The organism is Kocuria cellulosilytica (assembly GCF_040981245.1).
Taxonomy (GTDB): Bacteria; Actinomycetota; Actinomycetes; order Actinomycetales; family Micrococcaceae; genus Kocuria; species Kocuria cellulosilytica.
Genome location: NZ_JAVFWZ010000005.1, coordinates 15,286 through 37,425, shown reverse-complemented (window position 1 = coordinate 37,425; position 22,140 = coordinate 15,286). Strand labels below are relative to the sequence as shown.

Annotated in this window: 19 protein-coding genes and 1 tRNA gene; 12 read left to right on the top strand and 8 right to left on the bottom strand. The window is 74.1% G+C overall.

Annotated features, from left to right (window positions below):
• Positions 1-131 precede the first annotated feature (131 nt).
• Positions 132-710 carry a histidine phosphatase family protein gene (locus RCG67_RS09400; protein ID WP_368825868.1) on the bottom strand — a complete coding sequence of 193 codons (579 nt, stop codon included), beginning with the start codon at positions 708-710 and terminating at the stop codon, positions 132-134.
• A 152-nt stretch (positions 711-862) separates the two neighbouring features.
• On the opposite strand from RCG67_RS09400, the gene RCG67_RS09395 reads away from it, so the two are divergent.
• Positions 863-2,245, top strand: coding sequence for a TIGR01777 family oxidoreductase (locus RCG67_RS09395; protein WP_368825867.1), 1,383 nt, complete (start codon positions 863-865; stop codon positions 2,243-2,245).
• A 121-nt stretch (positions 2,246-2,366) separates the two neighbouring features.
• On the opposite strand, the gene RCG67_RS09390 is transcribed toward RCG67_RS09395, so the two are convergent.
• Both RCG67_RS09390 and RCG67_RS09385 read right to left on the bottom strand, forming a co-directional pair.
• Entirely contained in the window at positions 2,367-4,592 is a 2,226-nt protein-coding gene (locus tag RCG67_RS09390) for a catalase (RefSeq protein ID WP_438612658.1), read from the bottom strand.
• A 232-nt stretch (positions 4,593-4,824) separates the two neighbouring features.
• Positions 4,825-5,832, bottom strand: coding sequence for a YsnF/AvaK domain-containing protein (locus RCG67_RS09385; RefSeq protein ID WP_368825866.1), 1,008 nt, complete (start codon positions 5,830-5,832; stop codon positions 4,825-4,827).
• Between the two features lie 146 nt (positions 5,833-5,978).
• Between RCG67_RS09385 and RCG67_RS09380 the strand changes: the two genes are divergently transcribed.
• The 3 genes from RCG67_RS09380 to RCG67_RS09370 are packed head-to-tail and all read left to right on the top strand — an operon-like array spanning position 5,979 to position 7,966.
• On the top strand, positions 5,979-6,242 hold the full coding sequence (locus tag RCG67_RS09380; protein WP_368825865.1) for a PLDc N-terminal domain-containing protein: 264 nt from the start codon (positions 5,979-5,981) through the stop codon (positions 6,240-6,242).
• A 42-nt stretch (positions 6,243-6,284) separates the two neighbouring features.
• Positions 6,285-7,013 carry a tetratricopeptide repeat protein gene (locus RCG67_RS09375; RefSeq protein WP_368825864.1) on the top strand — a complete coding sequence of 243 codons (729 nt, stop codon included), beginning with the start codon at positions 6,285-6,287 and terminating at the stop codon, positions 7,011-7,013.
• Positions 7,010-7,966: an aldo/keto reductase gene (locus RCG67_RS09370; protein ID WP_368825863.1), complete on the top strand. Its 957-nt coding sequence runs from the start codon at positions 7,010-7,012 to the stop codon at positions 7,964-7,966. The genes RCG67_RS09375 and RCG67_RS09370 overlap by 4 nt, the downstream gene beginning before the upstream one ends.
• Before the next feature lie 15 nt (positions 7,967-7,981).
• Here the strand turns inward: RCG67_RS09370 and RCG67_RS09365 are convergent, their stop codons facing one another.
• The gene (locus RCG67_RS09365; protein ID WP_368825862.1) at positions 7,982-8,752 is read right to left on the bottom strand and encodes an IclR family transcriptional regulator; all 771 of its coding nucleotides are present in this window, start codon (positions 8,750-8,752) and stop codon (positions 7,982-7,984) included.
• Positions 8,753-8,924: 172 nt separating this feature from the next.
• Here RCG67_RS09365 and RCG67_RS09360 point away from each other — a divergent pair, with 172 nt between their 5' ends.
• Both RCG67_RS09360 and RCG67_RS09355 read left to right on the top strand, forming a co-directional pair.
• Positions 8,925-10,427, top strand: coding sequence for an MFS transporter (locus RCG67_RS09360; protein WP_368825861.1), 1,503 nt, complete (start codon positions 8,925-8,927; stop codon positions 10,425-10,427).
• The gene (locus RCG67_RS09355; protein WP_368825860.1) at positions 10,427-12,292 is read left to right on the top strand and encodes a bifunctional sugar phosphate isomerase/epimerase/4-hydroxyphenylpyruvate dioxygenase family protein; all 1,866 of its coding nucleotides are present in this window, start codon (positions 10,427-10,429) and stop codon (positions 12,290-12,292) included. The genes RCG67_RS09360 and RCG67_RS09355 overlap by 1 nt, the downstream gene beginning before the upstream one ends.
• Before the next feature lie 27 nt (positions 12,293-12,319).
• Here the strand turns inward: RCG67_RS09355 and RCG67_RS09350 are convergent, their stop codons facing one another.
• Positions 12,320-12,793, bottom strand: coding sequence for an acyl-CoA thioesterase (locus RCG67_RS09350; RefSeq protein ID WP_368825859.1), 474 nt, complete (start codon positions 12,791-12,793; stop codon positions 12,320-12,322).
• A gap of 181 nt (positions 12,794-12,974) precedes the next feature.
• Between RCG67_RS09350 and RCG67_RS09345 the strand changes: the two genes are divergently transcribed.
• Positions 12,975-13,610, top strand: coding sequence for a YdcF family protein (locus tag RCG67_RS09345; protein WP_368825858.1), 636 nt, complete (start codon positions 12,975-12,977; stop codon positions 13,608-13,610).
• 15 nt (positions 13,611-13,625) lie between these two features.
• Here RCG67_RS09345 and RCG67_RS09340 read toward each other — a convergent pair whose 3' ends face one another.
• Positions 13,626-13,877: a hypothetical protein gene (locus RCG67_RS09340; RefSeq protein WP_368825857.1), complete on the bottom strand. Its 252-nt coding sequence runs from the start codon at positions 13,875-13,877 to the stop codon at positions 13,626-13,628.
• 45 nt (positions 13,878-13,922) lie between these two features.
• Between RCG67_RS09340 and RCG67_RS09335 the strand changes: the two genes are divergently transcribed.
• Together RCG67_RS09335 and RCG67_RS09330 are read left to right on the top strand one after the other, a co-directional pair.
• On the top strand, positions 13,923-14,210 hold the full coding sequence (locus RCG67_RS09335; RefSeq protein WP_368825856.1) for a hypothetical protein: 288 nt from the start codon (positions 13,923-13,925) through the stop codon (positions 14,208-14,210).
• A 163-nt stretch (positions 14,211-14,373) separates the two neighbouring features.
• Positions 14,374-15,156, top strand: coding sequence for a metal-dependent hydrolase (locus tag RCG67_RS09330; RefSeq protein ID WP_368825855.1), 783 nt, complete (start codon positions 14,374-14,376; stop codon positions 15,154-15,156).
• Positions 15,157-15,160: 4 nt separating this feature from the next.
• On the opposite strand, the gene RCG67_RS09325 is transcribed toward RCG67_RS09330, so the two are convergent.
• Positions 15,161-16,018: a formate/nitrite transporter family protein gene (locus RCG67_RS09325; RefSeq protein WP_368825854.1), complete on the bottom strand. Its 858-nt coding sequence runs from the start codon at positions 16,016-16,018 to the stop codon at positions 15,161-15,163.
• A 148-nt stretch (positions 16,019-16,166) separates the two neighbouring features.
• Here RCG67_RS09325 and RCG67_RS09320 point away from each other — a divergent pair.
• A tRNA-Leu gene (locus RCG67_RS09320) sits at positions 16,167-16,253 on the top strand.
• A 64-nt stretch (positions 16,254-16,317) separates the two neighbouring features.
• On the opposite strand, the gene RCG67_RS09315 is transcribed toward RCG67_RS09320, so the two are convergent.
• Positions 16,318-17,505, bottom strand: coding sequence for a M14 family zinc carboxypeptidase (locus tag RCG67_RS09315; protein WP_368825853.1), 1,188 nt, complete (start codon positions 17,503-17,505; stop codon positions 16,318-16,320).
• A gap of 298 nt (positions 17,506-17,803) precedes the next feature.
• Between RCG67_RS09315 and serA the strand changes: the two genes are divergently transcribed.
• Both serA and RCG67_RS09305 read left to right on the top strand, forming a co-directional pair.
• Positions 17,804-19,000: a phosphoglycerate dehydrogenase gene (gene serA, locus RCG67_RS09310; RefSeq protein WP_368825852.1), complete on the top strand. Its 1,197-nt coding sequence runs from the start codon at positions 17,804-17,806 to the stop codon at positions 18,998-19,000.
• A 54-nt stretch (positions 19,001-19,054) separates the two neighbouring features.
• The gene (locus tag RCG67_RS09305; RefSeq protein ID WP_368825851.1) at positions 19,055-22,063 is read left to right on the top strand and encodes a glycosyl hydrolase family 65 domain-containing protein; all 3,009 of its coding nucleotides are present in this window, start codon (positions 19,055-19,057) and stop codon (positions 22,061-22,063) included.
• Positions 22,064-22,140 lie beyond the last annotated feature (77 nt).

The following is a 22,140-nucleotide window of genomic DNA, read 5'->3' as shown; positions in this document are numbered from 1 at the left end:
CGCATCACGCCTTCGTCGCCGTGGGCGGCCGGGAGCGCGTTCTGTGCGCCACCGTCGCCGCCGCAGGGGGTGGACGGCACCTCGTGGGACCGTCCCTGATGTCCTCAGCTTATTGAACGGAGCCGGGGCTGTCAGGGTGCGGTGGACTCCGACACGTCATCTCGCAGGCGCGCGGCGCCGAGGGCCTCCGCCCGCACGGGGACCACCTCGCAGTTGCGGACCCGGGGATGGGCCTCCCCGTTGAGCTCGGAGACCGTCAGCCGGATGAGCGAGCCGTGCGCCACGACCAGCACGCTGCGCCCGGGGTGGTCGTCGCGGATCCGGCGCAGGGCCGCCAGGCCGCGGCGCGCGACCGCCTCCGCCGGCTCCCCCGCGGAGAGGATCCGTTCCCGCGCGGTCCCCTCGAGACCGGCCAGGCGCGAGCCCTCGTGCGGGCCGAAGCCGCGCTCCACGAGCTCGTCGTAGGTCGCCGCGAGCTCGAGGCCCAGGGCCCCGCCGATGATCCGCGCGGTCTCCACGGCCCGGCCCAGCGGCGAGGACACCAGCACGTCCCAGCCGAGGGCCTCGGCCCGCAGGTGCCGGGCGGCGGCCCGCGCCTGCTCCCGCCCGGTGTCGTTGAGAGGGACGTCCGTGGCGCCCTGGAGCCTCTCCTCGAGGTTCCAGTCGGTCTGGCCGTGGCGGATGAGCACGATGCGTCCGGGGGTCTGCACGTCCCCCACTCTGGGCGACGGCCCGCCCCGGGGCAAGCGGGCGGCACGGGCCCGGGCGCGGGGGCGCCCGCCCCGCGGCCCGGACCGGGACACGGACGGCCCGCGGCGCCGGGTCCTGGACGAACCGGGGCATTGCGGGTTGAGTGGCACGCATGACCACCTTCACGTTCAGCTCCCGCGTGCCCCACCCCGTCGAGGACGTCTTCGCCTGGCACGCCCGCCCGGGGGCGCTCACACGGCTGACCCCCGCCTGGACGGGGTCCGTGGTGGAGGAGTCCTCGCCCCCGCTGCGGGACGGCACGCGGTCCCGGCTCCGGGTCGCCGTGCCGGGCTCCTACGGGCTGGCCTCGGTCCCCTGGACCGCCGAGCACCACGGCTTCGTCCCGGGCCGGGAGTTCCGGGACCGGATGGTGAAGGGCCCGCTCGCCTCGTGGGAGCACCACCACCGGTTCGACGACGACGGGCACGGCGGCACCCTGGTCACCGACACGGTGGAGTACGCGGCGCTGCCCGGCAGCAGGGCGTTCGGGGACCGGCTGATGAGCCCGGCGCTGGGACGCCAGTTCGAGGCCCGCTCCCGGCGGCTGGCCGCCGACCTCGACTTCCACGGCCGCTATCCCGGCCGGCCCCTGACCGTCGCCGTCACGGGGGCCTCGGGCACCATCGGCGTCCAGCTGGCGGCGCTGCTCGGCACCGGGGGCCACACGGTCCTGCGCCTCGTGCGCCGCGAGGCGCGCACCCCCGACGAGATCTCGTGGGACCCGGCGGCCGGGAAGCTGGACCCCGCCGCGCTGCGGGGCGTGGACGTCGTGGTGAACCTGGCCGGGCGGAACATCGGCGGCCGGCTCACGGACGCGGCGAAGGAGCAGATCCACGACTCGCGGGTGCTCGGCACCCGGCTGCTGGTCCGGGCCCTCACCGCGCTCGGCGACGAGGCCCCCTCCGCGCTGGTCAACGGCTCCGCGATCGGGTACTACGGGGCGGACACGCACGGGGAGACCGTCACGGAGAAGTCCCCGCCGGGCGACGACTTCCTCGCCGAGGTCTGCACCGCGTGGGAACGGGCCGCCCAGGAGGCCGAGGCCGTCGGCACCCGCGTGGTCACGCTGCGCACCGGGGTGGTGCAGAGCCCCGCCGGCGGCGCCCTGAAGGCGCAGCTGCCCCTGTTCCTCGCGGGGCTGGGCGGGCGGCTCGGCTCCGGGGACCAGTGGCTGAGCTGGATCTCGCTGGACGACGTGGTGGGCCTGTTCGCCCACGCGGTGCTCTCCCCCGGCCTGCACGGTCCCGTCAACGCCGTGGCCCCGATGCCCGTGACGGGCCGCGACTACGCCCGGACGCTCGGGAAGGTCCTCGGCCGGCCGGCCCTGCTGCCCACGCCGGGGTTCGGGCCGAAGCTCGTGCTCGGGTCCGAGGGCGCCGAGCTCATGGCCCTCGCGGACCAGCGGGTGTCGGCGGACCGGGCCATCGACCGCGGCTACCGGTTCCGCCACCCCGACCTCGGCTCGGCGCTGCGGGAGGAGCTGGGCCGCTTCTGAGCTCCTCCCGGACCCTTCCTGAGCTCCTCCCCGACCGCCGAGGTCACCGCTCCTGCCCGAGCACACCGCCGGTCGACGGCGGTCTCGGGCAGGAGCGGTGACCTCGCGGGAGGAGGGCGGGTCAGAGGCGGCCGGAGACCGGGAACCGCTCCCAGGCGCGGTGGCTCCTCATGAGCGTGACCACCTGCTCGACCACGGCGGCGGAGTCCTTCCCGGAGACCACGCCGGGGGCGCCCTCGGGCAGGCCCGCCGCGGCGAGCACCTGCCCCTTGGCGCCCCAGGAGCCGATGGCCTTGGCCTGGCGGAACACCTCGCCGAGCAGCAGGTGCACGCGCGGGTCCACGCCGCCGGCGGAGACGGCCCCGGCCTTCGCGTCGAGGCCCTGCTGGGCGTCCGGGGCCGGCGGGACGGCACCGGCCACGAGCACCGAGTCGAACTCGACCGAGCGCGCCGTGAGATAGGTCCGGTGGGCCACGAGCTTCCCGCCGCGCCCCACCGGCCCGCCGTGCGGGGCGACGACCAGCGGCACCATCCCGGCGTCGTCGATCGCGGAGACCACGGCCGCGAGGTCGTTCTCGTCCGGGTCCGGGCCCACCACGATGCCCACCTGGCGGCCGTCGAGGGGCCACTGCCCGCCGACCTGGGACAGGGCCGGGCTGGGCGTGATCCGCCCGTGCTTGACGGTGGGCTTCGGCGCCGGCAGCCCCAGTCCCCGGGCGACCACGGCGCACAGCTTCTCGTCGATGTTGGCGAGCGACTGCAGCTGGCGCTCCTTGACGGACTGCTCCCAGCACTTGCCGAGCTCGAACGTGTACGCCTGCGCGATGTGCTCCTTCTCGACGTCGCTCATCGACAGCCAGAACAGGCGCGTCTGGGTGTAGTGGTCCTCGAAGGACACGGGGTTCCCGCGCTCCTTGACCGACTCCGCGACCGGGGCCGGGTGGTCGATGAAGGGACGGGCCGGCTCGTCGGCGGGGAAGGGGTTGTTCCCGTCCAGCGAGTTCGGGTGATAGGGCGCGACCCCGGAGTGCACCGCCGTCTGGTGCATCGCGTCCCGGAGCATGTCGTTGACCGGGGCGTGCGGGCGGTTGATCGGCAGCTGGGTCCAGTTGGGCCCGCCCAGCCGGCTGAGCTGGGTGTCCAGGTAGGAGAACAGCCGGCCCTGCAGCAGCGGGTCGTTGGTGACGTCGATGCCGCGCACCAGGTTGTTGGGGTTGAAGGCGACCTGCTCGGTCTCGGCGAAGTAGTTCGAGGGGTTGCGGTTGAGCGTCATCAGCCCGACCGGCTCGACGGGGGCGAGCTCCTCCGGCACGATCTTCGTGGGGTCGAGCAGGTCGATGCCCTCGAACGTCTGCTCCTCGTTGTCCTCGAAGACCTGGACCCCGAGCTCCCACTCGGGGTGGGCGCCGGCCTCGATGGCGTCGGCGAGGTCGCGGCGGTGCACGTCGGGGTCCATGCCCATCGCGATCTGGGCCTCCTCCCACAGCACCGAGTGCACGCCCAGCTTCGGCTTCCAGTGGAACTTCACGAGCACGCTGCGGCCCGCGTCGTCCACGAGCCGGAAGGTGTGGATGCCGAAGCCCTCCATCGTGCGGTAGGAGCGGGGGATGCCGCGGTCCGACATGTTCCAGATCGTGTGGTGCTGGGCCTCGGTGTGCAGGGAGACGAAGTCCCAGAAGGTGTCGTGGGCGGACTGCGCCTGCGGGATCTCCCGGTCCGGGTGGGGCTTGCCGGCGTGGATGACGTCCGGGAACTTGATGGCGTCCTGGATGAAGAACACGGGGATGTTGTTGCCCACGAGGTCCCAGGTGCCCTCGGAGGTGTAGAACTTCGTGGCGAAGCCGCGGGTGTCGCGGGCGAGGTCGGCGGAGCCGCGCGAGCCGAGCACGGTCGAGAAGCGCACGAAGACCGGGGTCTCGACGTCCTTCTGGAACACCGCCGCGGAGGAGATCCTGCTCGCGGTGCCGTAGGAGCGGAACACGCCGTGGGCGCCGGCGCCGCGGGCGTGCACCACGCGCTCCGGGATGCGCTCGTGGTCGAAGTGGCTGACCTTCTCCCGGAAGTGGTGGTCCTGCAGGAGCACGGGCCCCCGCCGGCCCGCCTTCAGGGAGTGGTCGGTGTCGCTGCGCCGGGCGCCGTGGGCGGTGGTCAGGTACTCCCCGCCCTGGGCGTTGAGGGCCGGGTCGATCCCGGTGTCCTGGCCCGTGGGGCTCACGGGCTCGGGCGTGCCCTGGTCCGGCTTGGGCGGCAGCGGCGGGCGGGGGGTCGTGGGCTCCGCGACCGGGGCGGTCTCGCTGCCGGGGACGCCGGGGGCCATGGGCGCCTGCTCCCCGGTCCTCTTCCGCATCCTGTTCAGCCTCTTGCGCATGGTGGACCTCCCGGTCGTCGTCACGTCGTCGGCACCGGCCGGCCCCGGACCGCACGGACCGGAACGACCAGCTCACTGATCATTACTGCACTCCCGTGAGGTGGGGCACAAGCCCCCGGGAGCGGCTCCGCGCTGGGTGAACATCCGGCCTCCACCGGCGCGCACGCGCCCCGGCCGGTGGCCGGGGCGCGTGCGGGGCGGGCAGGCGGGATCAGTCCTCCTCGACGTCGATCCGCTCCTTGCGCACGGTCTCCTCGACCACCTCGGTGCGCTCCGTGCGGCGCACCGCCAGGCGCACCCGCTCGTAGGGCACGCGCACCGTCCGCACCACGGGCACCTCCCGGTAGAGGATGACCTCGTCCTCCCCCACCGGCAGCTCCGCGCCGCCGAGGAACGCCTCGCGCTCCTCCTCGGTGACGGGGGTGCGGATCTCCTCGACGTCCTCGGACGCCAGGGTCTGCTCGGCGCGCACCGGCTCCTCCACCACGTACTTGCGCAGCCGGGTCCGCCCGGTCTCGACCCGCTCCGTCCCGACCTGCAGGCGCTCCTCGTGCCGGACCACGGAGGGGTTCTGCGCCGGCTCCGCACCGCGCAGGGACCCCGTGCCCCCGGGGCCGCGGTCCTCGTCCCCGGCGGCGTGGCGGCCGGCACCGCGCTCCGTCGCGACCCGGCCGCCGGTGGCCGGGGTGGTCGCGTCCCGAGCGCCGGTGTCCTCGGCGGTGGCGTCCCGGGCGCCGGCCCCCTGCACGGGCTCCTCCCGGACGGCCGCCTCCTGGTCGAAGGCCTGGTCGCCGGTGCCGGACGGCGCGTCGGACCGGCCGGCACGCCGGCCGCCGGGCCCCTCGCCGTCGACGCTCGCACGGCCGTCGCCGGCGGTGGCGTCCGCCCCGGTCAGCGACTCGCCGGTCCGGCGCACGTTCGTGCCGTCGTCGCGGCCGGAGTCGTCGCCGTGCCGGACGGCGTCGTCGTCCCCGGCGTCGATGTTGTAGGCGGGGGCCCCGCCGCGCGGGTCCCGGGTGTCGGCCGGGCTCGAGGTCGCGGATCCGCCGATGTCGCCGTCCTCCCGCCCGTAGGCGTTGTGGTCCCACAGCTCGGTCGCCGAGCTGGGCGCGTGGCGCTCCACCCCGGTGTCGTCGGTGTCCGGTCCGCCGGAGCGCCCGGCCGCGGGCTCCTCGGGGGCGGACTCCTGGTCGTACGGGCGGTCGTCGGAGGTGGACATCGTGGACTCTCCTCGGGGTTGCGATCGTCCTGCATATTTTATCAGCGTGCTGAGCGGTGACGGAGCCCACTCTACGGGGGACCGGACGCGGGCACGGCCCGGCACCCGCCCTTGTCCACCCGCCCCCGCGGTGCCAGTATCGATGCATGAGCACCTTGACCGTCCTCGCGGCCGGCGGCGCCGAGGCCGTGCGGACGGGAGCGTGGGAGAGCGGTGCGACGGCGGCCGGCGCGGTCGTCGTCGTGCTGATGGTCGCCGCCTCGCTCTCCCTGCTGCGCAGCCCGGCCCCGGACCCCGTGCTGCGCCTGCTGTGGCTGCTCGTGATCCTCGCGTTCCCCGTCGCCGGCGCGGGACTGTGGTTCGCGCTGGGCCGGCGGGCTCCCCGTCCGCGGGACCCGCACCCTGCGTAGTCCCTCCACCCCGTGGGAGACCCGGCCGAGAAAGGAATCCGCATGAGCTACCCCCAGGACGGGCACGGGTTCTTCACCCGGGCCCTCGACGCCGAGGACCGCGGCCGGCTCGACGAGGCCGAGACCGCCTACCAGCAGGCCATCGTGCTCTTCGAGGAGGAGGGCGACTCCCTCCAGGAGCAGGCCGCCTGCCACTACAACCTGGGCCACCTCTACCTCGGGATGAACCGTCCCGGCCGGGCCCTCACCGCCTACGAGCACGCCCTCGGGCTCTTCGGCCGCATCCCGGGCAGCGGCAAGCACAAGGCCCGCACGCACCTGATCCTGGGCAGCCTGCTGCTCGAGCTGGACCGTGCCCACGACGCCGAGGAGCACCTCCTCGACGCCCTGGGTCAGTACCTCGACGCCCCGCACGAGGCGCAGGACCAGGCGCAGTGCCACGTCAACCTTGGGCGGGTGTACGAACTGGGCGAGCGGCACACCCAGGCCATCACCGCGTACAACCGGGCACTGGACTTCTACCAGGAGACCGAGGCCACCGCCACGGACCAGGCGGAGTGCTTCACCGCGCTGGGCCGGCTCTACGAGCGCGCGGGCCGGATGCAGGAGTCCGGGGCCGCCTACGGGGCGGCCGCCCGCCTGCGCTGGTCCGCGGAGCAGCAGCGCCTGGAGGAGCGGGGCACCGAGCAGCACGGCACCGAGGAGCACGGCACCGAGGAGCAGAGCCCCACCCGGGACGCCGGGGTGCCCGAGGGGGAGGACCGCCCGTGAGCTCCCGCCTGATCTACGGCTGCATGACCATCGGCGGGTCCTGGGACGACACCCCGGCGAGCGCCGCGACCGTGGACCGCGCCCGCGCCGCGGTGCACGCCGCGCTGGACGCGGGCATCACCGAGTTCGACCACGCCGACATCTACGCGAACGGCAAGTCCGAGGCGGTCTTCGGCGAGCTGCTCGCCGAGGACCCGGAGCTAGGGCGCAGGACGACCCTGCAGACCAAGTGCGGGGTGCGCCTGCCCGGCAACACGGCCGCGCCCGGCGCGCCGACCCACTACCGGCTGGACCGGGACACGGTCCGGAGCAGCCTCGAGGGCTCCCTGCGCCGGCTCCGCGTGGACTCGGTGGAGCGGCTCATGCTGCACCGGCCCGACCCGCTGGCCGACCCCCAGGAGGTCGCGGGCACACTGGACGATCTGCGGAAGGAGGGGCTGATCCGCTCCGTGGGCCTGTCCAACATGTCGACCCGCCAGGTGTCCCGCTACCAGCAGCTGCTGAGCACGCCCGTCACCGCGGTGCAGCTCGAGCTGAGCCTGCGGCACCGCAGCTTCGTGGAGCAGCAGATCCTGGTCAACCACCCCGGGGGCGCCGAGCACTCGTTCCCGGAGGGGCTCCTGGAGTACTGCGCGGCCGACGGCATCGAGGTGCAGGCGTGGGGCGCCCTGGCCCGCGGCCTGTACACCGGCGCGCCGATCCCGCCGGAGGACCAGCACGCCGCGGCCACCGCGGCGGCGGTCCACCGGGTCGCCGCCGCGCACGGCGCCTCCGGCGAGGCGGTGGTCCTCGCGTGGCTCATGCGGCACCCCGGCGGCATCCGTCCCGTGCTGGGCACGACCGACCCGGAGCGGATCGCCGCGTGCGCCGGGGCGGAGGAGCTCGCGTCCCGGCTGGAGCACGAGGACTGGTACGCCCTGCTCACGGCCGCGCGCGGCGACCCCGTCCCCTGAGCGCGCGGCGGCCGGTCAGCCGGTGAGCCGGGCGCCCAGCTCCCCGGCCGCCTCCTGGAGGGCCGGCACCATGTCCACGAGGTCCTCGAGCCGGTGGCGGAACACCGGTGCGGACAGCGCGAGCGAGCCGGCGCACCCCCCGCCCGGCCGCAGGACGGGCACCGCGACGGCGACCATGCCCACGTCGTGCTCCTGGTCCTGGGTGGCCCAGCCCGCACGCCGGATCCGTTCGACCCGCCGGCGCAGCTCGTCCCGGTCCGTGAGCGTGCTCGGGGTACGCGGCTCGAGCTCGACCGTGTCGAGGAGGTGCTCGCGCACGTCGTCCGGGGCGAACGCGAGCAGGCACAGCCCCAGGGCCGAGGAGTGCAGCGCGCCGCGGTAGCCGGGGTCGGAGGTGACCCGGAAGTCCGGGCCGTCCTCCTTGGCGAGGGTGTGGAACCGGTCGCCGTCCAGGACGGCGAACAGGCAGGACTCGCCCGTGCGCTCCACCATCCGCCGCAGCACGGGCACGACCGTCCCGGTGATCCCGAGGCGCTGGGCCACGCCGTGGGCCGCACGGAAGATCTTCAGCCCCAGGACGTAGCGCCGGTCCTCCTGCAGCTCGGCGAAGCCGTCCCGGACGAGCGCGTTGAGGAGCCGGTACGTGGTGCTGAAGGGATAGCCGCAGATCCTGGTCGCCTCGGCCGCGGTCAGCCCGCCGGGGTGCTCCCCCAGCAGCTCCAGCAGCCGCAGGGCCTTGCCCACCATGTCCGGGCGGGCGGTCCCCGCCGCCTCCGGGGCCGTCACCGGAGGCACCGGGGAGGAAGGACGACGTTCCGGTCGGGTGTGCTCACTGCGGTGCTCCGTTCGCTGTGCGGTTGACATGTGGACCAGCTCACAGGGACCATAGTCACACAGCAGAAGTTGTTTCCACAATATGAGAGTTGGATGTGTTGTGGACTCCGAACGAAGGATCCCCATGAGCTCAGCAGCGACGACCGCCGAGACCACGGCCCCGCCGCCGTCCGCGAGGACGCCCCGCAAGGCCGCCCTCGCGAGCTGGATCGGCAGCGCCCTCGAGTACTACGACTTCGCGGTCTACGGCACCGCCGCCGCCCTGGTGCTCAACCACCTCTTCTTCCCCGCCGAGACGTCCCCCGGCGTGGCCATCCTGTTCGCCATGGGCACCGTGGGCGTGGCGTACGTCGTCCGGCCGCTGGGCGCGCTGGTCATGGGTCCCCTGGCGGACCGCTTCGGCCGCAAGTTCGTGCTCATGCTGACCCTGTTCATGATCGGCGGGGCGACCTTCGCCGTCGGGTGCCTCCCCACCTACGACCAGGTGGGGATGCTGGCGCCCGCGCTGCTCGTGCTGTGCCGCGTGGTCCAGGGCCTGTCCGCCGCGGGCGAGCAGGCGAGCGCCATCTCCATGTCGCTCGAGCACGCCGACGAGGACCGCCGGGCGTACACCACCAGCTGGACCCTGCAGGGCACCCAGTTCGGGACCCTCCTGGCCACCGCGGTGTTCATCCCCTTCACCCTCCTGCCGGAGGAGGCGCTGTTCAGCTGGGGCTGGCGCGTGCCGTTCTGGCTCTCCGCCGTGGTCGTGGTCGTCGCCTACCTGATCCGCCGCCACCTGGAGGAGCCGCCGGCCTTCCGGGAGGCCCGCGCCGAGGTGCCCGCCGAGGAGCCGGAGTCCCCGCTGCGGCTGCTCCTGAGGCACCACCGGGACGCTGTGGTCCGGATCGCCGCGGCCGCCATGATCAACACCGTCAACGTGGTGTTCACGGTGTGGTCGCTCTCGTTCGCCACCTCCGTGGTCGGCCTCGAGCGCTCCACCATGCTGTGGGTCTCCGTGCTGGCCAACGCCGTCGCCCTGCTCGTGATCCCGGTCGTGGCCGTGCTCGCCGACCGCATCGGCCGCAAGCCCGTCTTCCTCGCCGGGGTGCTCGGCCCCGCCGTGCTGATGTACCCCTATCTCTCGGCGGTCCACGCCGGGAACTGGCCGCTCATCTTCGGGCTCGGCGCGCTCATGTCCGGGTGCGCCTACTCGATGGCCAACAGCATCTGGCCCTCGTTCTACGCCGAGATGCTGCCGCTGCGGGTGCGAGTCACCGGGCTGGCCCTGGGCACGCAGATCGGCTTCGCGATCTCGGGCGGCTTCGCGCCCGTCCTCGCCTCCGCCGTGGCCGGTCCCGCCGGGGACAACTGGCTGGGCGTGGCCGTGTTCGTCACGGTGGCGTGCCTGATCTCCGGCGGCGCCGCGCTGACGGCCCCGGAGACGGCGAAGAAGTCCCTCGACGAGATCGACGCGCTGCACACCTCGCGCGCCGAGGCCGCCGAGCTGCGCGCCCTCGGCGCCGGGGGCCGGAGCGCCCCGGGGCGGACCGCCGAGGAGCGGACCGCCGAGGAGCAGACCGCCGAGGAGCAGACCGCCGCGGAGCAGACCGCCGCGGAGCCGGCCGCCTCGGGGGCGGGACGCTGATGCGCACCTCGATCGCCACGGTCTGCCTCTCGGGCACCCTGGAGGAGAAGATGCACGCGGCCGCGGCGGCGGGCTTCGACGGGATCGAGGTGTTCGAGCAGGACCTGGTCGTCTCCCCCTCCTCCCCCGAGCAGATCCGGGAGCTCGCGGCACAGCTGGGGCTGAGCCTGGACCTCTACCAGCCCTTCCGGGACTTCGAGGCCGTGGGCCCCGAGCAGCTCGCCGCGAACCTGCGGCGCGCCGAGGCCAAGTTCCGGCTGATGGACCGGCTCGGCGTGCGGACCGTGCTCGTGTGCTCCAACGTGGCCACCGCGGTGATCGACGACGACGAGGTCGTGGCCGGGCAGCTGCGCCGGCTCGGCGAGCTCGCGGCCCGGTACGGGGTGCGGCTGGCCTACGAGGCACTGGCCTGGGGGAGGTTCGTCGACGACTTCGAGCACGCCCAGCGGATCGTGGACCTGGCCGACCACCCGGCCGTGGGGACCTGCCTCGACAGCTTCCACATCCTCTCCCGCGCCTGGGACCCGGCGCCCGTCGAGCGCATCGCGGCGGAGAAGATCTTCTTCGTGCAGCTGGCCGACGCCCCGCTGCTGAGCCTGGACGTGCTGTCCTGGTCCCGCCACCACCGGGTGTTCCCCGGGGAGGGCGACTTCGACATGGTCGGGTTCATGTCCCACCTGGTCCGCGCGGGCTACGACGGGCCGGTGTCCCTGGAGATCTTCAACGACGCCTTCCGCCAGGCCGACGTCAACCGCACGGCGGTGGACGGGCTGCGCTCCCTGCGCTGGCTCGAGGACCAGACCCGGCGGGCCCTGGCCGGCGAGCGGACCCGGGACGCGCTCGGGCTCCAGCCGCTGCCCGCGGTCGAGGAGCCGGCCGGCTACGACTTCGTGGAGATCCGCACCGGGCGGCTCGGCGAGACCACCCGGCTCCTGCACCAGCTCGGCTTCGCCCTGGGCGGTCACCACCAGTCCAAGGAGAACGTGCAGGTGTGGGTGCAGGGACCGGTGCGGGTCGTCGTCAACGACGCGGTCCCGGACGGGTCCCCCACCGAGGTCGCCGCGCTCGGCTTCGACGTCGCGGACCCGGACGCCGCCGTGGAGCGGGCCGCCCGGCTCAAGGCGCTGCCCGTGCCGCGCGCCCAGGGTCCCGGCGAGCAGGTGCTGCGCGGGGTGTTCGCCCCGGACGGCACGGAGATCTTCTTCTGCGAGCGCACGGCGGACGGGGTCCCGGCGTGGCTGGGCGAGTTCGGCGCGGACGACGAGCTCGAGCCCGGGGCCCTGGTCACCGGGGTGGACCACCTCAACATGGCCCAGCCGTGGCAGCACTACGACGAGGCCGTGCTGTTCTACACCTCGGTGCTCGCCCTCGAGGCGCAGTCCTCCCAGGACGTCCCCGGCCCCTCGGGGCTGGTCCGCAGCCAGGTGATGCGCTCGGCCAACGGCGCGGTGCGGATGCCGCTCAACGTGGCCCCGACCGCCGCCGAGCAGGGCTCCTTCGTGGGCGCCGCCTATCCCGAGCACGTGGCGCTGTCCTGCACGGACGTCTTCGCCGTGGCCCGGCGGGCCCGCCGGCGCGGGCTGCGGTTCCTGCCCGTGCCGCAGAACTACTACGAGGACCTCGACGCCCGCTTCGACCTCGACCCCGGGTTCGTGGCCTCCCTGCAGGAGCTGCACCTGCTCTACGACCGGGACGCGGAGGGCGAGTTCCTGCACTTCTACACGGAGACCCTGGGCACGGTGTTCTTCGAGGTGGTCGAGCGCCGCCGCGGCTACTCCGGCTTCGGCGCGGCCAACGCCCCGGTCCGCCTCGCGGCGCAGTACCGGCGCTCGCAGGCGGCCCACCGGGCCCGCACGGAGGCCTGACCGGCTTCCGGCGGGCCCCCGCGCGGGTCAGCGGAAGACGCGCGGGCCCCCGTGGGGGGCCAGGAGCTCCTGCTGCTCCGCCGAGATGCGCAGCACCGTCCCGGTGGCGGGCACGAAGAACGCGAGCCGCGTCTCGGCCCGCACGCACGCCCGGCGGGAGACCACGTCGGTGATCTCGAAGCCCAGCGTCAGGGCCCCGCCGCGGGCCGAGACGACCCACACCCGGACCTCCACCGGGGTGTTGCGGTACTCGAGGGGACGGAGGTACTTGATCCGGTTCTCGGTGATCAGCGCCTGGGTGCCCTCCGGCAGCGCGGAGAAGAAGGGGATCAGCGGGGGCTCCACCTGGTCGCCGGTGCCCACGGGCACGCCCAGGGCCGCGATCCGCGCCTCCTCGAGCAGCCGCACGACCTCCACGTTGTTCACGTGCCCGTACGGGTCCATGTCGCCCCAGCGCATGGGCACCCGGCACAGCACGCCGGACTCGTCCTCCACCGTCATGCGGTCCGTCCCTCCTCGGTCGTCGGGCCCCGGTGCACGCGGCACCGGCGTCCTACATCGTAGGCCCGGGCCGCTCCGCCCGGGCGGCCCCGTCCCGTCACACGGCGCCCGCGCCCAGCGGCGGGTGCGACAATGTCGGCTGATCCGGACCCTGCCCCGACGACCGGCGAGGAGCGGCGCGATGCCCCGCAGTGCCCGCACCACCCCGCGCTCCGCGTGGGCCACCCGCGCCCTCGTCACGGTGCTCGCCCTGGGGCTGGCCTGGCTGATCGCCGGCTGGGTCGTGTTCCAGCACCCCCGGACCGACGCCCCGTCGCGCTCCGACGCCCTCCTCGTCCTGGGTCCCCCGGACCGGACGCGCATGGCGGAGGCGCTGCGGCTCATGGACGCCGGGGTGGCGCCCGTGCTGGTCGTGGCGAATCCCGGCACCCGCGACCTCGGCGACGCCTCGGGGCGGGTGTACTACGCCCGGGCCGCGCAGACCTGCGCGGAGGACGGCGAGCGGGACTACGAGGTGATCTGCTTCCGGCCCGATCCCTCGACCACCCAGGGCGAGGCCATGGAGCTGCGCGCCCTCAGCGAGCAGCGGGGGTGGGACCACGTCAGCGTGCTCACCTACCGCCAGCACGTCGCCCGCTCCCGCCTGCTGCTGGAGCGCTGCTTCGCGGGGCGGCTGGACGTGCTCTCCTTCGACTACCCGGACGTGCCGCGGGGCCCGCTGCGGGAGTTCGCCTACCAGTCCGGCGGCTACGTGAAGGCCTGGCTCACCCCCGGCTGCGCGCAGCAGCTGCCGGGGCAGCCGAAGTCCGCGGACTGACCGGCCGGGACCGCGTCAGCCGCCCCGGTCGGCGAGGTCGCGGACCCACTCGGCAGACCGGCGGTCGCCCTCGGAGGAGGCCTTGTGGGCGTCGTCGCGCCCCGAGAGGACGTCCCCCGGGGAGGTCCGCGGCGTGCCCGGCCGGTGGGGGCCGCCGGAGGCGGCCAGGCCTGCGACCCACGCGTCGGACTCCACGCCGCGGTGGGCGTCCGCGGCCAGGCGGGCCCGGGCGGCCGCGACGGTGATCGGGTCCACGGGATCGGTCATGGCCCCAGTCTTCCCCCGCCGCGCCCCCGGGGGAAGACTGGGGCCATGACCGACCTGCAGTGCCCGGCCACCGCCGTGCTCCTCGACGACGCCGCCCCTGCCCCGCCGTGGACGGCCCGGCTGCGCGTGGCCGAGCGGTTCACGGCCCGCGGCGCCGGGGAGCTGACGTCGCTCGTCGAGGACTCGGCCGACCTGTTCCGCGGGGAGACCTTCGTGGTCGCGGCCCCCGCCGATGACATCGCGGAGGCGCTGCGGCGGCGGGGCGTGGGCGGGCGGGCGCCCGTCGTCGTCGAGGTGGACTCCGCGGGGTGGCGGGCCGTGCCCGCCCCCTGACGCGGAGCGCCCGGGCCGCGGCGACCGCGGCGGGGGACGACGACGTCAGCCGGACGGCCCGCCCGGGCGGTCCCGCTGTGCTGTCCGGGCCGGGCCCTAGGGTTTCCGCTGGTGGCGCCGACCGGCCCGCCGGAACCGGGAGTCCGAGGAGGACGTCGATCTCATGATGGGACCGAGCCATGCGGCCTGCGGGGCGGCCGCGTGGGTGGCGCTGACCGCCGACTACCAGCTGCGCCTGCAGGAGCTCACCGTCCCGATCGGCTGGGGGGTCCTGGACGTCGGCGACACCGGTGTGCTCACCGGCGCGCTCGTCACCGCCGGGGCGGCGCTGCTCCCGGACCTCGACCACCCGGACGGGACCGTGGCCCGGTCCCTGCGCCCGCTGTCCACGTGGCTGGCCCGCGGGATCTGCCGGCTCGCCGGGGGCCACCGGCGGGGCACCCACTCCCTGCTGGGGGTGGCGGTGTTCACCGCGCTGGCGGCCGCGGCGCAGAAGATCGGGATCCCGGTGGAGGGCCTGGGCTGGGTGTGGCCGCTCGCCGCGGTGATGTCCGTGCTGCTCATCGCGTTCGCAGTGCAGGTGCTCGCCTTCGTGCCGGACCGGGTCGCGAAGCTCAACTGGGTCGTGGGGATCGGGCTGGGCGTCGTCGTGGGGCTGCACCCGCCCGCGCACGAGTGGTGGTTCCCGGCGGCCGTGGCCACCGGGGTGCTCGCCCACCTCGCCGGGGACCTGGTGACCACGCGCGGGATCCACCTGCTCTACCCGCTGCGCATGCCCCTGCCCCTGCCCCGGTCCGTGTACAAGAACCGCTCCTTCCTCACGGTGCCGCTGATCGGCAACGCCGGCTCGGCCGCGGAGATCGCGCTGCTCGCCCCGATCACCCTCTTCGCCCTGACGGGCCTGTGGGGGGCGTTCGCCCTGACCACCGGGCTCGCGGTCGGCTGAGCCCTCAGACCACCCGTCCGTCCTCGGCGTGCCGGCGGTTCTGCTCCGCGCGCTCCTTCTTGATCAGCTCGAGCGTGCGGACGAGCCGCGGCAGGGTGATGACGACGAGCCCGCCCACCATGTTCAGCGGGATGACCCACAGCATCCACAGCAACCAGTCCGTGTAGGAGATGTCCGCGCCCGCGTGCATCGCCCCGAAGATGATGGCCGAGTTCAGCGCTCCGTGCAGCATGCCCAGGCCGACGACCAGCAGGCCGTCGATGAGCGCGATGAAGGTGTGCACCACCTCGTTGCTCGACCCCTGGGCCATCCGCGTGCCGAGCGTGATGGTGCTGCCGGCCAGCAGCGCCAGGGCGGCCGACTCCAGCGTCAGCCCGCCCTCCAGGTACTGCCTCGCCGACTTCTCCAGGGTGTCGTGGAACTGCGGGAACCCCGCCACCACGAACCAGGTGAACAGCCATCCGCCCAGGAGGTTGGTCAGCAGGGTCACCGTCCAGAAGCGTCCCAGCTGCAGCCAGGTGCTGTGCCGGGAGACGACGGCGTAGATGGGCACCAGGAAGTTCTCCGTGAACAGCTCCGAGTGGGCGAGCTGCAGGGCGAGCAGGCCGAAGCCGAACGCCGCCCCGGCCAGCAGGTCGGAGCCCGTGGCCTCCTTGACCGCCAGGTAGGAGAGGATGCCCACGCCCACGTCGATGCCGCCGAACAGCCCGGTGATGATCAGCGCCCGCCACGTGCGGGTCAGGCGCTCCGCGCCCTCGGTGACGGTGTTGTCGAACTCCTCGACCAGTTCGTCCTCGAGCGGCTCGTCGGTCCGCCCCAGCTCCTTGCGCTTCTCCTCGAGATTTCTGCTGTCCGGTTCCATCCGCGCTCCCTGTGTGCCGTCGTCGGTCCCTGCCCGGGATGCGGCAAGCTTACTGACGGACGGCCGGCGGTCACCGATTGGCCATCGGGGACGAGTCCGGGTAGGCTTGTCGTCGTTGCCCACAGCGGTCCGCCGCGGTGGTCGACGAGCGCGAGTGGCGGAATAGGCAGACGCGCACGGTTCAGGTCCGTGTGCCCGAGAGGGCGTGGGGGTTCAACTCCCCCCTCGCGCACCACGCAGGCGGGGCGGGACATCCGAGAGGATGTCCCGCCCCGCCTTTTCCGTGCCCCGGCCCGGGGTCAGCCGCCGACCGGGAGGATGCCCGCGTAGTCGGTCTGGTAGCCCGTGACCGGCGCGTGCGGGATCTCTTCCCAGCGCTCCGGGTCCTCCTGCTGGACCTCGCCGGTGGCCAGGCCGAGCAGCAGCTCCTCGAGGGCCAGCACGTTCTGCCGCACGCTCTTGCCGCGGGCCTTCTGGCCGAGGCTGCCGTCCGAGGAGTTGCCCGAGGTCTCGAAGAACACCACCGGGTGGGAGTGCCCCTCGGGGTTGAGCCCGCCGTGGTCCAGGCCCAGCATCATCGCCGAGACGACGCCGCCCTTGATGTCGATCTCGTGGCTGCCGCCGACCTGGTAGCGGTCGATGTTGATGAAGCCGTACTTCGAGAGCTCGTCGTAGACGTGCACGTTCATCTGCCGGGTGAGCCGGTCATAGGCCCCGCCCTCGAGCCCGGGCAGGGTCGGACCGCCGGGGGCGAGGGAGATGCCCAGGGACAGGGTGACGTCGTCGCCGGTCCCGTGCTCCTTTTTGAGCCCCTGGTGGTGGATGTCCACGCCCCACGCCGGGTCGACGGTCGTCCAGTACTCGTAGAACGCGCGGGACTCGTCGGCCGCGAAGCCCTCGGCCGTCCAGTCGCGGTTGAGGTCGATGCGCTGCGGGGTCCCGCCCTCCGGCGCGCCGGCGACCTGGTCCCACAGGACGGTGTGCCGGATGTTGGCCTCGGCGCCGTCCGGGTTGTACATGGGGATGACGTGGAAGGTGAACGTCGAGCGCAGCAGCTCGTACTCGGCCGAGCCGTTGGTGCCGAGGTCCTTGAGCAGGGTCAGCAGGGAGTCGGTGCCGTAGGGCTCGTTGCCGTGGATGCGGCCCTGCAGCCACACGTGCTCAGGCCCGGAGCCGACGGTCGCGACCCACAGGTCCCGGCCCTGCTCGGAGGTGCTCACCGCCGTCCCGGCCTCCGCCAGGGTGAAGGCGTCCACGCCGTAGCGGCTGGTCCGCTCGAGCTTCTGCAGCTCCTGCACCACGTCGTCCGGGGTCAGGATGCTGGAGGTGCTGGTCCGCCCCTCCGTGGAGGGGAAGTTCGCGTCCGCGGCGGCGGGGGCCGCCGCGCCGAGGGGAAGGGCTGCGGCGAGCGCGAGCGCCGCCGCGGTCCGGCGCCGGCGGCGCGGGCGGTCCGTGGCGCGTGCGGGGTCCTGGTGCTGAGGGATCACGTGCTGGTCCTCCTGGGGGATGAGGCTGGTTCCGGCGCGGCGCGGGCCGCGCCGGAACGGGGGTGGTGGTGATGCTAATCACGATCGCACACACCCGTCACCGGCCGGCGGACAACAGTGGAAGTACTGCTCGGTAGCGCGCCGGCCCGGAGCGGATCGTCCACGGGCCCCGCACCCGCCGGGCGGCGTCCGCGCGACCCTCGGGCCCCGCCGGGACGGGGTGACGCGCACCACACCCGCCCCCGGAGTGACCCCCGGCGTCGTCGGCCCCCGCGCCGGAGCCATAGACTGGGTCACTGTGAAAGCACTGCTCCTGGAGAACGTCCACCCCGAGGCCGAACGCATCCTGTCCGAGAAGGGCATCGAGGTCGAGACCCGCAAGGGCGCCCTCGACACCGGAGAGCTCGTCGAGGCCCTCGAGGGCGTCGAGCTGCTCGGGATCCGGTCGAAGACCCACGTGACCCGGGAGGTGTTCGAGGCCCACCCTCAGCTGCTGTCCGTGGGCGCCTTCTGCATCGGCACGAACCAGATCGACCTCGCGGCCGCCACCGAGCACGCCGTGACGTGCTTCAACGCGCCCTACTCCAACACCCGGTCCGTGGTGGAGCTCGCGATCGCCGAGATCATCTCGATGGCCCGGCACCTCACCGACAAGAACCAGGCCATGCACGAGGGCGTGTGGGACAAGTCCGCCCAGGGCGCCCACGAGGTCCGCGGCCGCACCCTCGGCATCGTGGGCTACGGCAACATCGGCTCCCAGCTGTCCGTGCTCGCCGAGACCCTCGGCATGCGCGTCTACTACTACGACGTCGTGGACCGCCTGCCGCTGGGCAACGCCCAGCGCTGCGACACACTGGAGGAGCTGCTGGAGCGGGTCGAGACCGTCTCCCTGCACGTGGACGGCCGCTCGAGCAACAACAACCTCTTCGGCCGGGAGCAGTTCGAGCGGATGCGCCCCCGGGCCCTGTTCCTCAACCTGTGCCGGGGCATGGTGGTCGACTACAACGCGCTGCGGGACGCCCTGGTCAGCGGGCACATCGCCGGCGCCTCCGTGGACGTCTTCCCCAACGAGCCCAAGGTGGCCGGAGACCCGTTCAGCTCGGTGCTGCAGGGCCTGCCCAACGTGATCCTCACCCCGCACATCGGCGGCTCCACGCAGGAGGCCCAGGTGGACATCGGGCGGTTCGTGGCCGGGAAGCTCTCGTCCTTCGTCACCTCGGGCTCCACGACCCTGTCGGTGAACATGCCGCAGGTCCAGCTGGACACCGCCGTCGGCGGCACCCGCATCCTGCACCTGCACCGCAACGTCCCCGGCGTGCTGGCGACCGTCAACAGCGTCCTGGGCGGCCACGGCATCAACATCGACCGCCAGCAGCTGTCCACCCGCGGGGACACCGGCTACCTCGTCACGGACGCCGGCAACGGCGTGACTCGGGAGGTCATCGAGCAGATCCTGGGGCTGCCCGAGACCATCCGCCTGAGCACGATCAACTGACCCCCGCGCGGCCCGCCTCCGGCACCTGACGGAGGCAGGTGGCACAATGACCGCATGAGCGGCGTCCTGGAGCAGCCGGCCGTCCACGGCAGGAGCACCTACGGAGCGGTGGTGCTCGCCCTCGCGCCGTCGGGGACGGCGTCCGGCCCCGACGACGCCGCCCGCGCGGGCGAGGACCCCGCTCCCGTCCCGATACCCGCGGGCGGCGGCCGGCACCCGCGGCACGGGGCCGACGCCGCCGAGCTCTTCGCCCGCCTGCACACCGAGGGCGTGCTCACCGCGCTGATCACCACCCACCCGGAGCTGCCCGAGGGTCCGCCGGCGGACATCGTGGTCGCGGCCGAGCCCGCACGGGAGGAGGCGGCGGGTCCGGGCGGGCCGGACCGGCACCCGCCGGCCGCGTCCCTGCTGCTCGCCTCCCGCCGGCTCGCGGTGGAGCCCGAGCACATCGTGGTGGTCAGCGACAGCGACCGCCTGCTCCGGGCCGCCGTGGCCCACGGCTTCGGGCTCGTCGTGGGGCTCGACGGCGCGGGCCGGCGGGGCCGGCTGCTCGCCGCCGGCGCCCACCTCGTGGTGGACAGCCTGACGGACCTCGACATCCCGCTGGCCACGTCCCCCGAGGACTCGGAGTGGGGCGGCGGCTCCGGCGGGGACAGCCCGTGGAACCTGACCTACTCGTGCCTCGACCCGCCGCGCGAGGGGATGCGGGAGTCGCTGTGCACCCTCGGCAACGGGTACATGGCGGTGCGCGGCGCCGCGTGCGAGTCCCGGGCCGGCGGGACCCACTACCCCGGCACCTACCTCGCCGGCGTCTACAACCGGCTGCGCTCCGAGGTCACCGGCCTCGTCCTGGAGCACGAGGACCTCGTCAACGCCCCCAACTGGCTGCTGGTGCAGTACCGCGTCCAGGACGGCTACTGGTTCGAGCCCGCCCCGGAGAACGTGCTGGAGCACCACCAGGACCTCGACCTGCGCACCGGGGTGCTGACCCGCGCCCTGCGCTTCCGGGACGAGGCCGGGCGCACCACCCGTGTGACCACCCGCCGGTTCGTCTCCCAGGACCAGCGGCACCTGGCCGGCCAGGAGACGGTCTTCGAGGCCGAGGACTGGAGCGGGACCCTGACCGTGCGCAGCCTCGTGGACGCCGACGTCCACAACCGCAACGTCGCGGACGACGCCGCCCTGTCCGGCCGCCACCTCGACGACGCCCTCCTCGAGGACCTGGGCCACGGCACCGCGCGGGTCCAGGCCACCACGTCCCAGTCCGGCGTCCGGATCGCCGTGGCCGCCCGCACCCGCGTGCTCCGCAGCGGCTCCCAGGACCGGATGCTCTCCCGGGTCCCGGCCCGGCCGGCCCCCGGCGTGGTGGGCCACGAGCTGCGGCTGCGGATGGACCCCGGCCGGGCCGTGCGGGTCGAGAAGGTCGTGGCCCTGGTGACCTCGCAGGACCGGGCGATCTCCACGCCCGCGCTCGCCGCGGCCACGCTGCTGGAGCGGGCGGGCGGCTTCGACGAGCTGCTCTCCGCGCACGTGGTGGCGTGGCAGGCCCTGTGGTCGGCGTTCGCCGTGGCCACCGACGCCGGCGGTCAGCAGGGCCTGGCCGTCAACCTCAACACCTTCCACGTGCTGCAGTCGGTGGCGGCCGCGCACCCGGACCTGGACGCCGGCGTCCCGCCCCGCGGGCTGCACGGCGAGGGCTACCGCGGCCACGTGTTCTGGGACGAGATGTTCGTCTACCCCATGCTCACCCTCCGGCGCCCCGAGTGGACCCGGGCGCTGCTCGCCTACCGGTACCGGCGCCTGCCCGAGGCGCGGGCGGCCGCCCGCGCGGCCGGCCACGAGGGCGCCATGTTCCCGTGGCAGAGCGGCAGCGACGGGCGGGAGGAGACCCCGCGGGCGCTGTTCAACCCTCGCACCGGCCGGTGGATCCCCGACCACTCGCGGCTGCAGCGCCACGTGGGGCTGGCGGTGGCGCACAGCGTGTGGCACTACTACCAGGCCACCGGCGACACCCGCTTCCTGATCGAGGAGGGCGCCGAGCTCGTGGTGGAGATCGCCCGGTTCTTCGCGAGCCTGGCCGTGCACGACCCCGAGGACGACCGGTGGGTGATCACCGGGGTGATGGGCCCGGACGAGTTCCACGACGGCTACCCCGGGACACCGGGGTCGGGGCTGCGCAACAACGCCTACACGAACGTCATGACGGCCTGGCTGCTCGCGCGGGCGGCCGAGATGGTGGAGCGCCTCGGCCAGGACTACGGCGGCCCCCTGTGGCGGCGCCTCGGCCTGCGGGAGGACGAGCTGGCCCGCTGGGAGCGGATCCGCACGCGACTGCGCGTCCCGTTCCTGGCCGGCGGCGTCCTCGCCCAGTTCGAGGGCTACGAGGAGCTGCCGGAGTTCGCGTGGGAGGACTACCGGGCCCGCTACGGGTACATCGGCCGCCTCGACCTCATCCTGGACGCCGAGGGGCTGTCCACGAACGACTACCGGCTGGCCAAGCAGGCCGACGTCCTGATGCTGCTGTACCTGTTCTCCGCGGAGGAGCTGCGGGAGCTGCTGGGGCAGATGGGCTACGACTTCCCGGCGGAGGCGGTCCGGGCCACCGTGGCCTTCTACTGCGACCGGTCCTCGCACGGGTCCACGCTCTCCAACGTGGTGCACTCCTGGGTCGAGGCCCGCCGGGACCGGCGCAGCTCCTGGTCCTTCCTGACGCGGGCGCTCAACAGCGACCTCGTCGACGCCCAGGGGGACACCGTCCGCGAGGGCGTGCACCTGGGAGCCATGGCCGGCTCCGTGGACATCCTCACCCGCTGCTACACGGGCCTGGAGGTGCGGGACGACATGCTGTGGCTGCACCCGGCGATCCCGCCCGAGCTGCCCAGGGTGTCCTTCTCGGTCAGCTACCGTAACCAGCCCATCCAGGTCGAGGTCACCCGCTCCGCGCTGCGGCTCTACCTCGGCCCGGGCCCCGCGGAGCCCGTGCGCGTGTGCGTGGACGGCCGGGTCCACGAGCTCGCCGCCGGGCAGATCCGGCAGTTCCCCGTGGCGGCCTCCGATGCCTGAGCCGTGCACCGGCAGCCACGGGGCCGCGTCCCCCGTGGCGGACGCCACGAATTCATCCGACGGCCACCGGGGGTTCC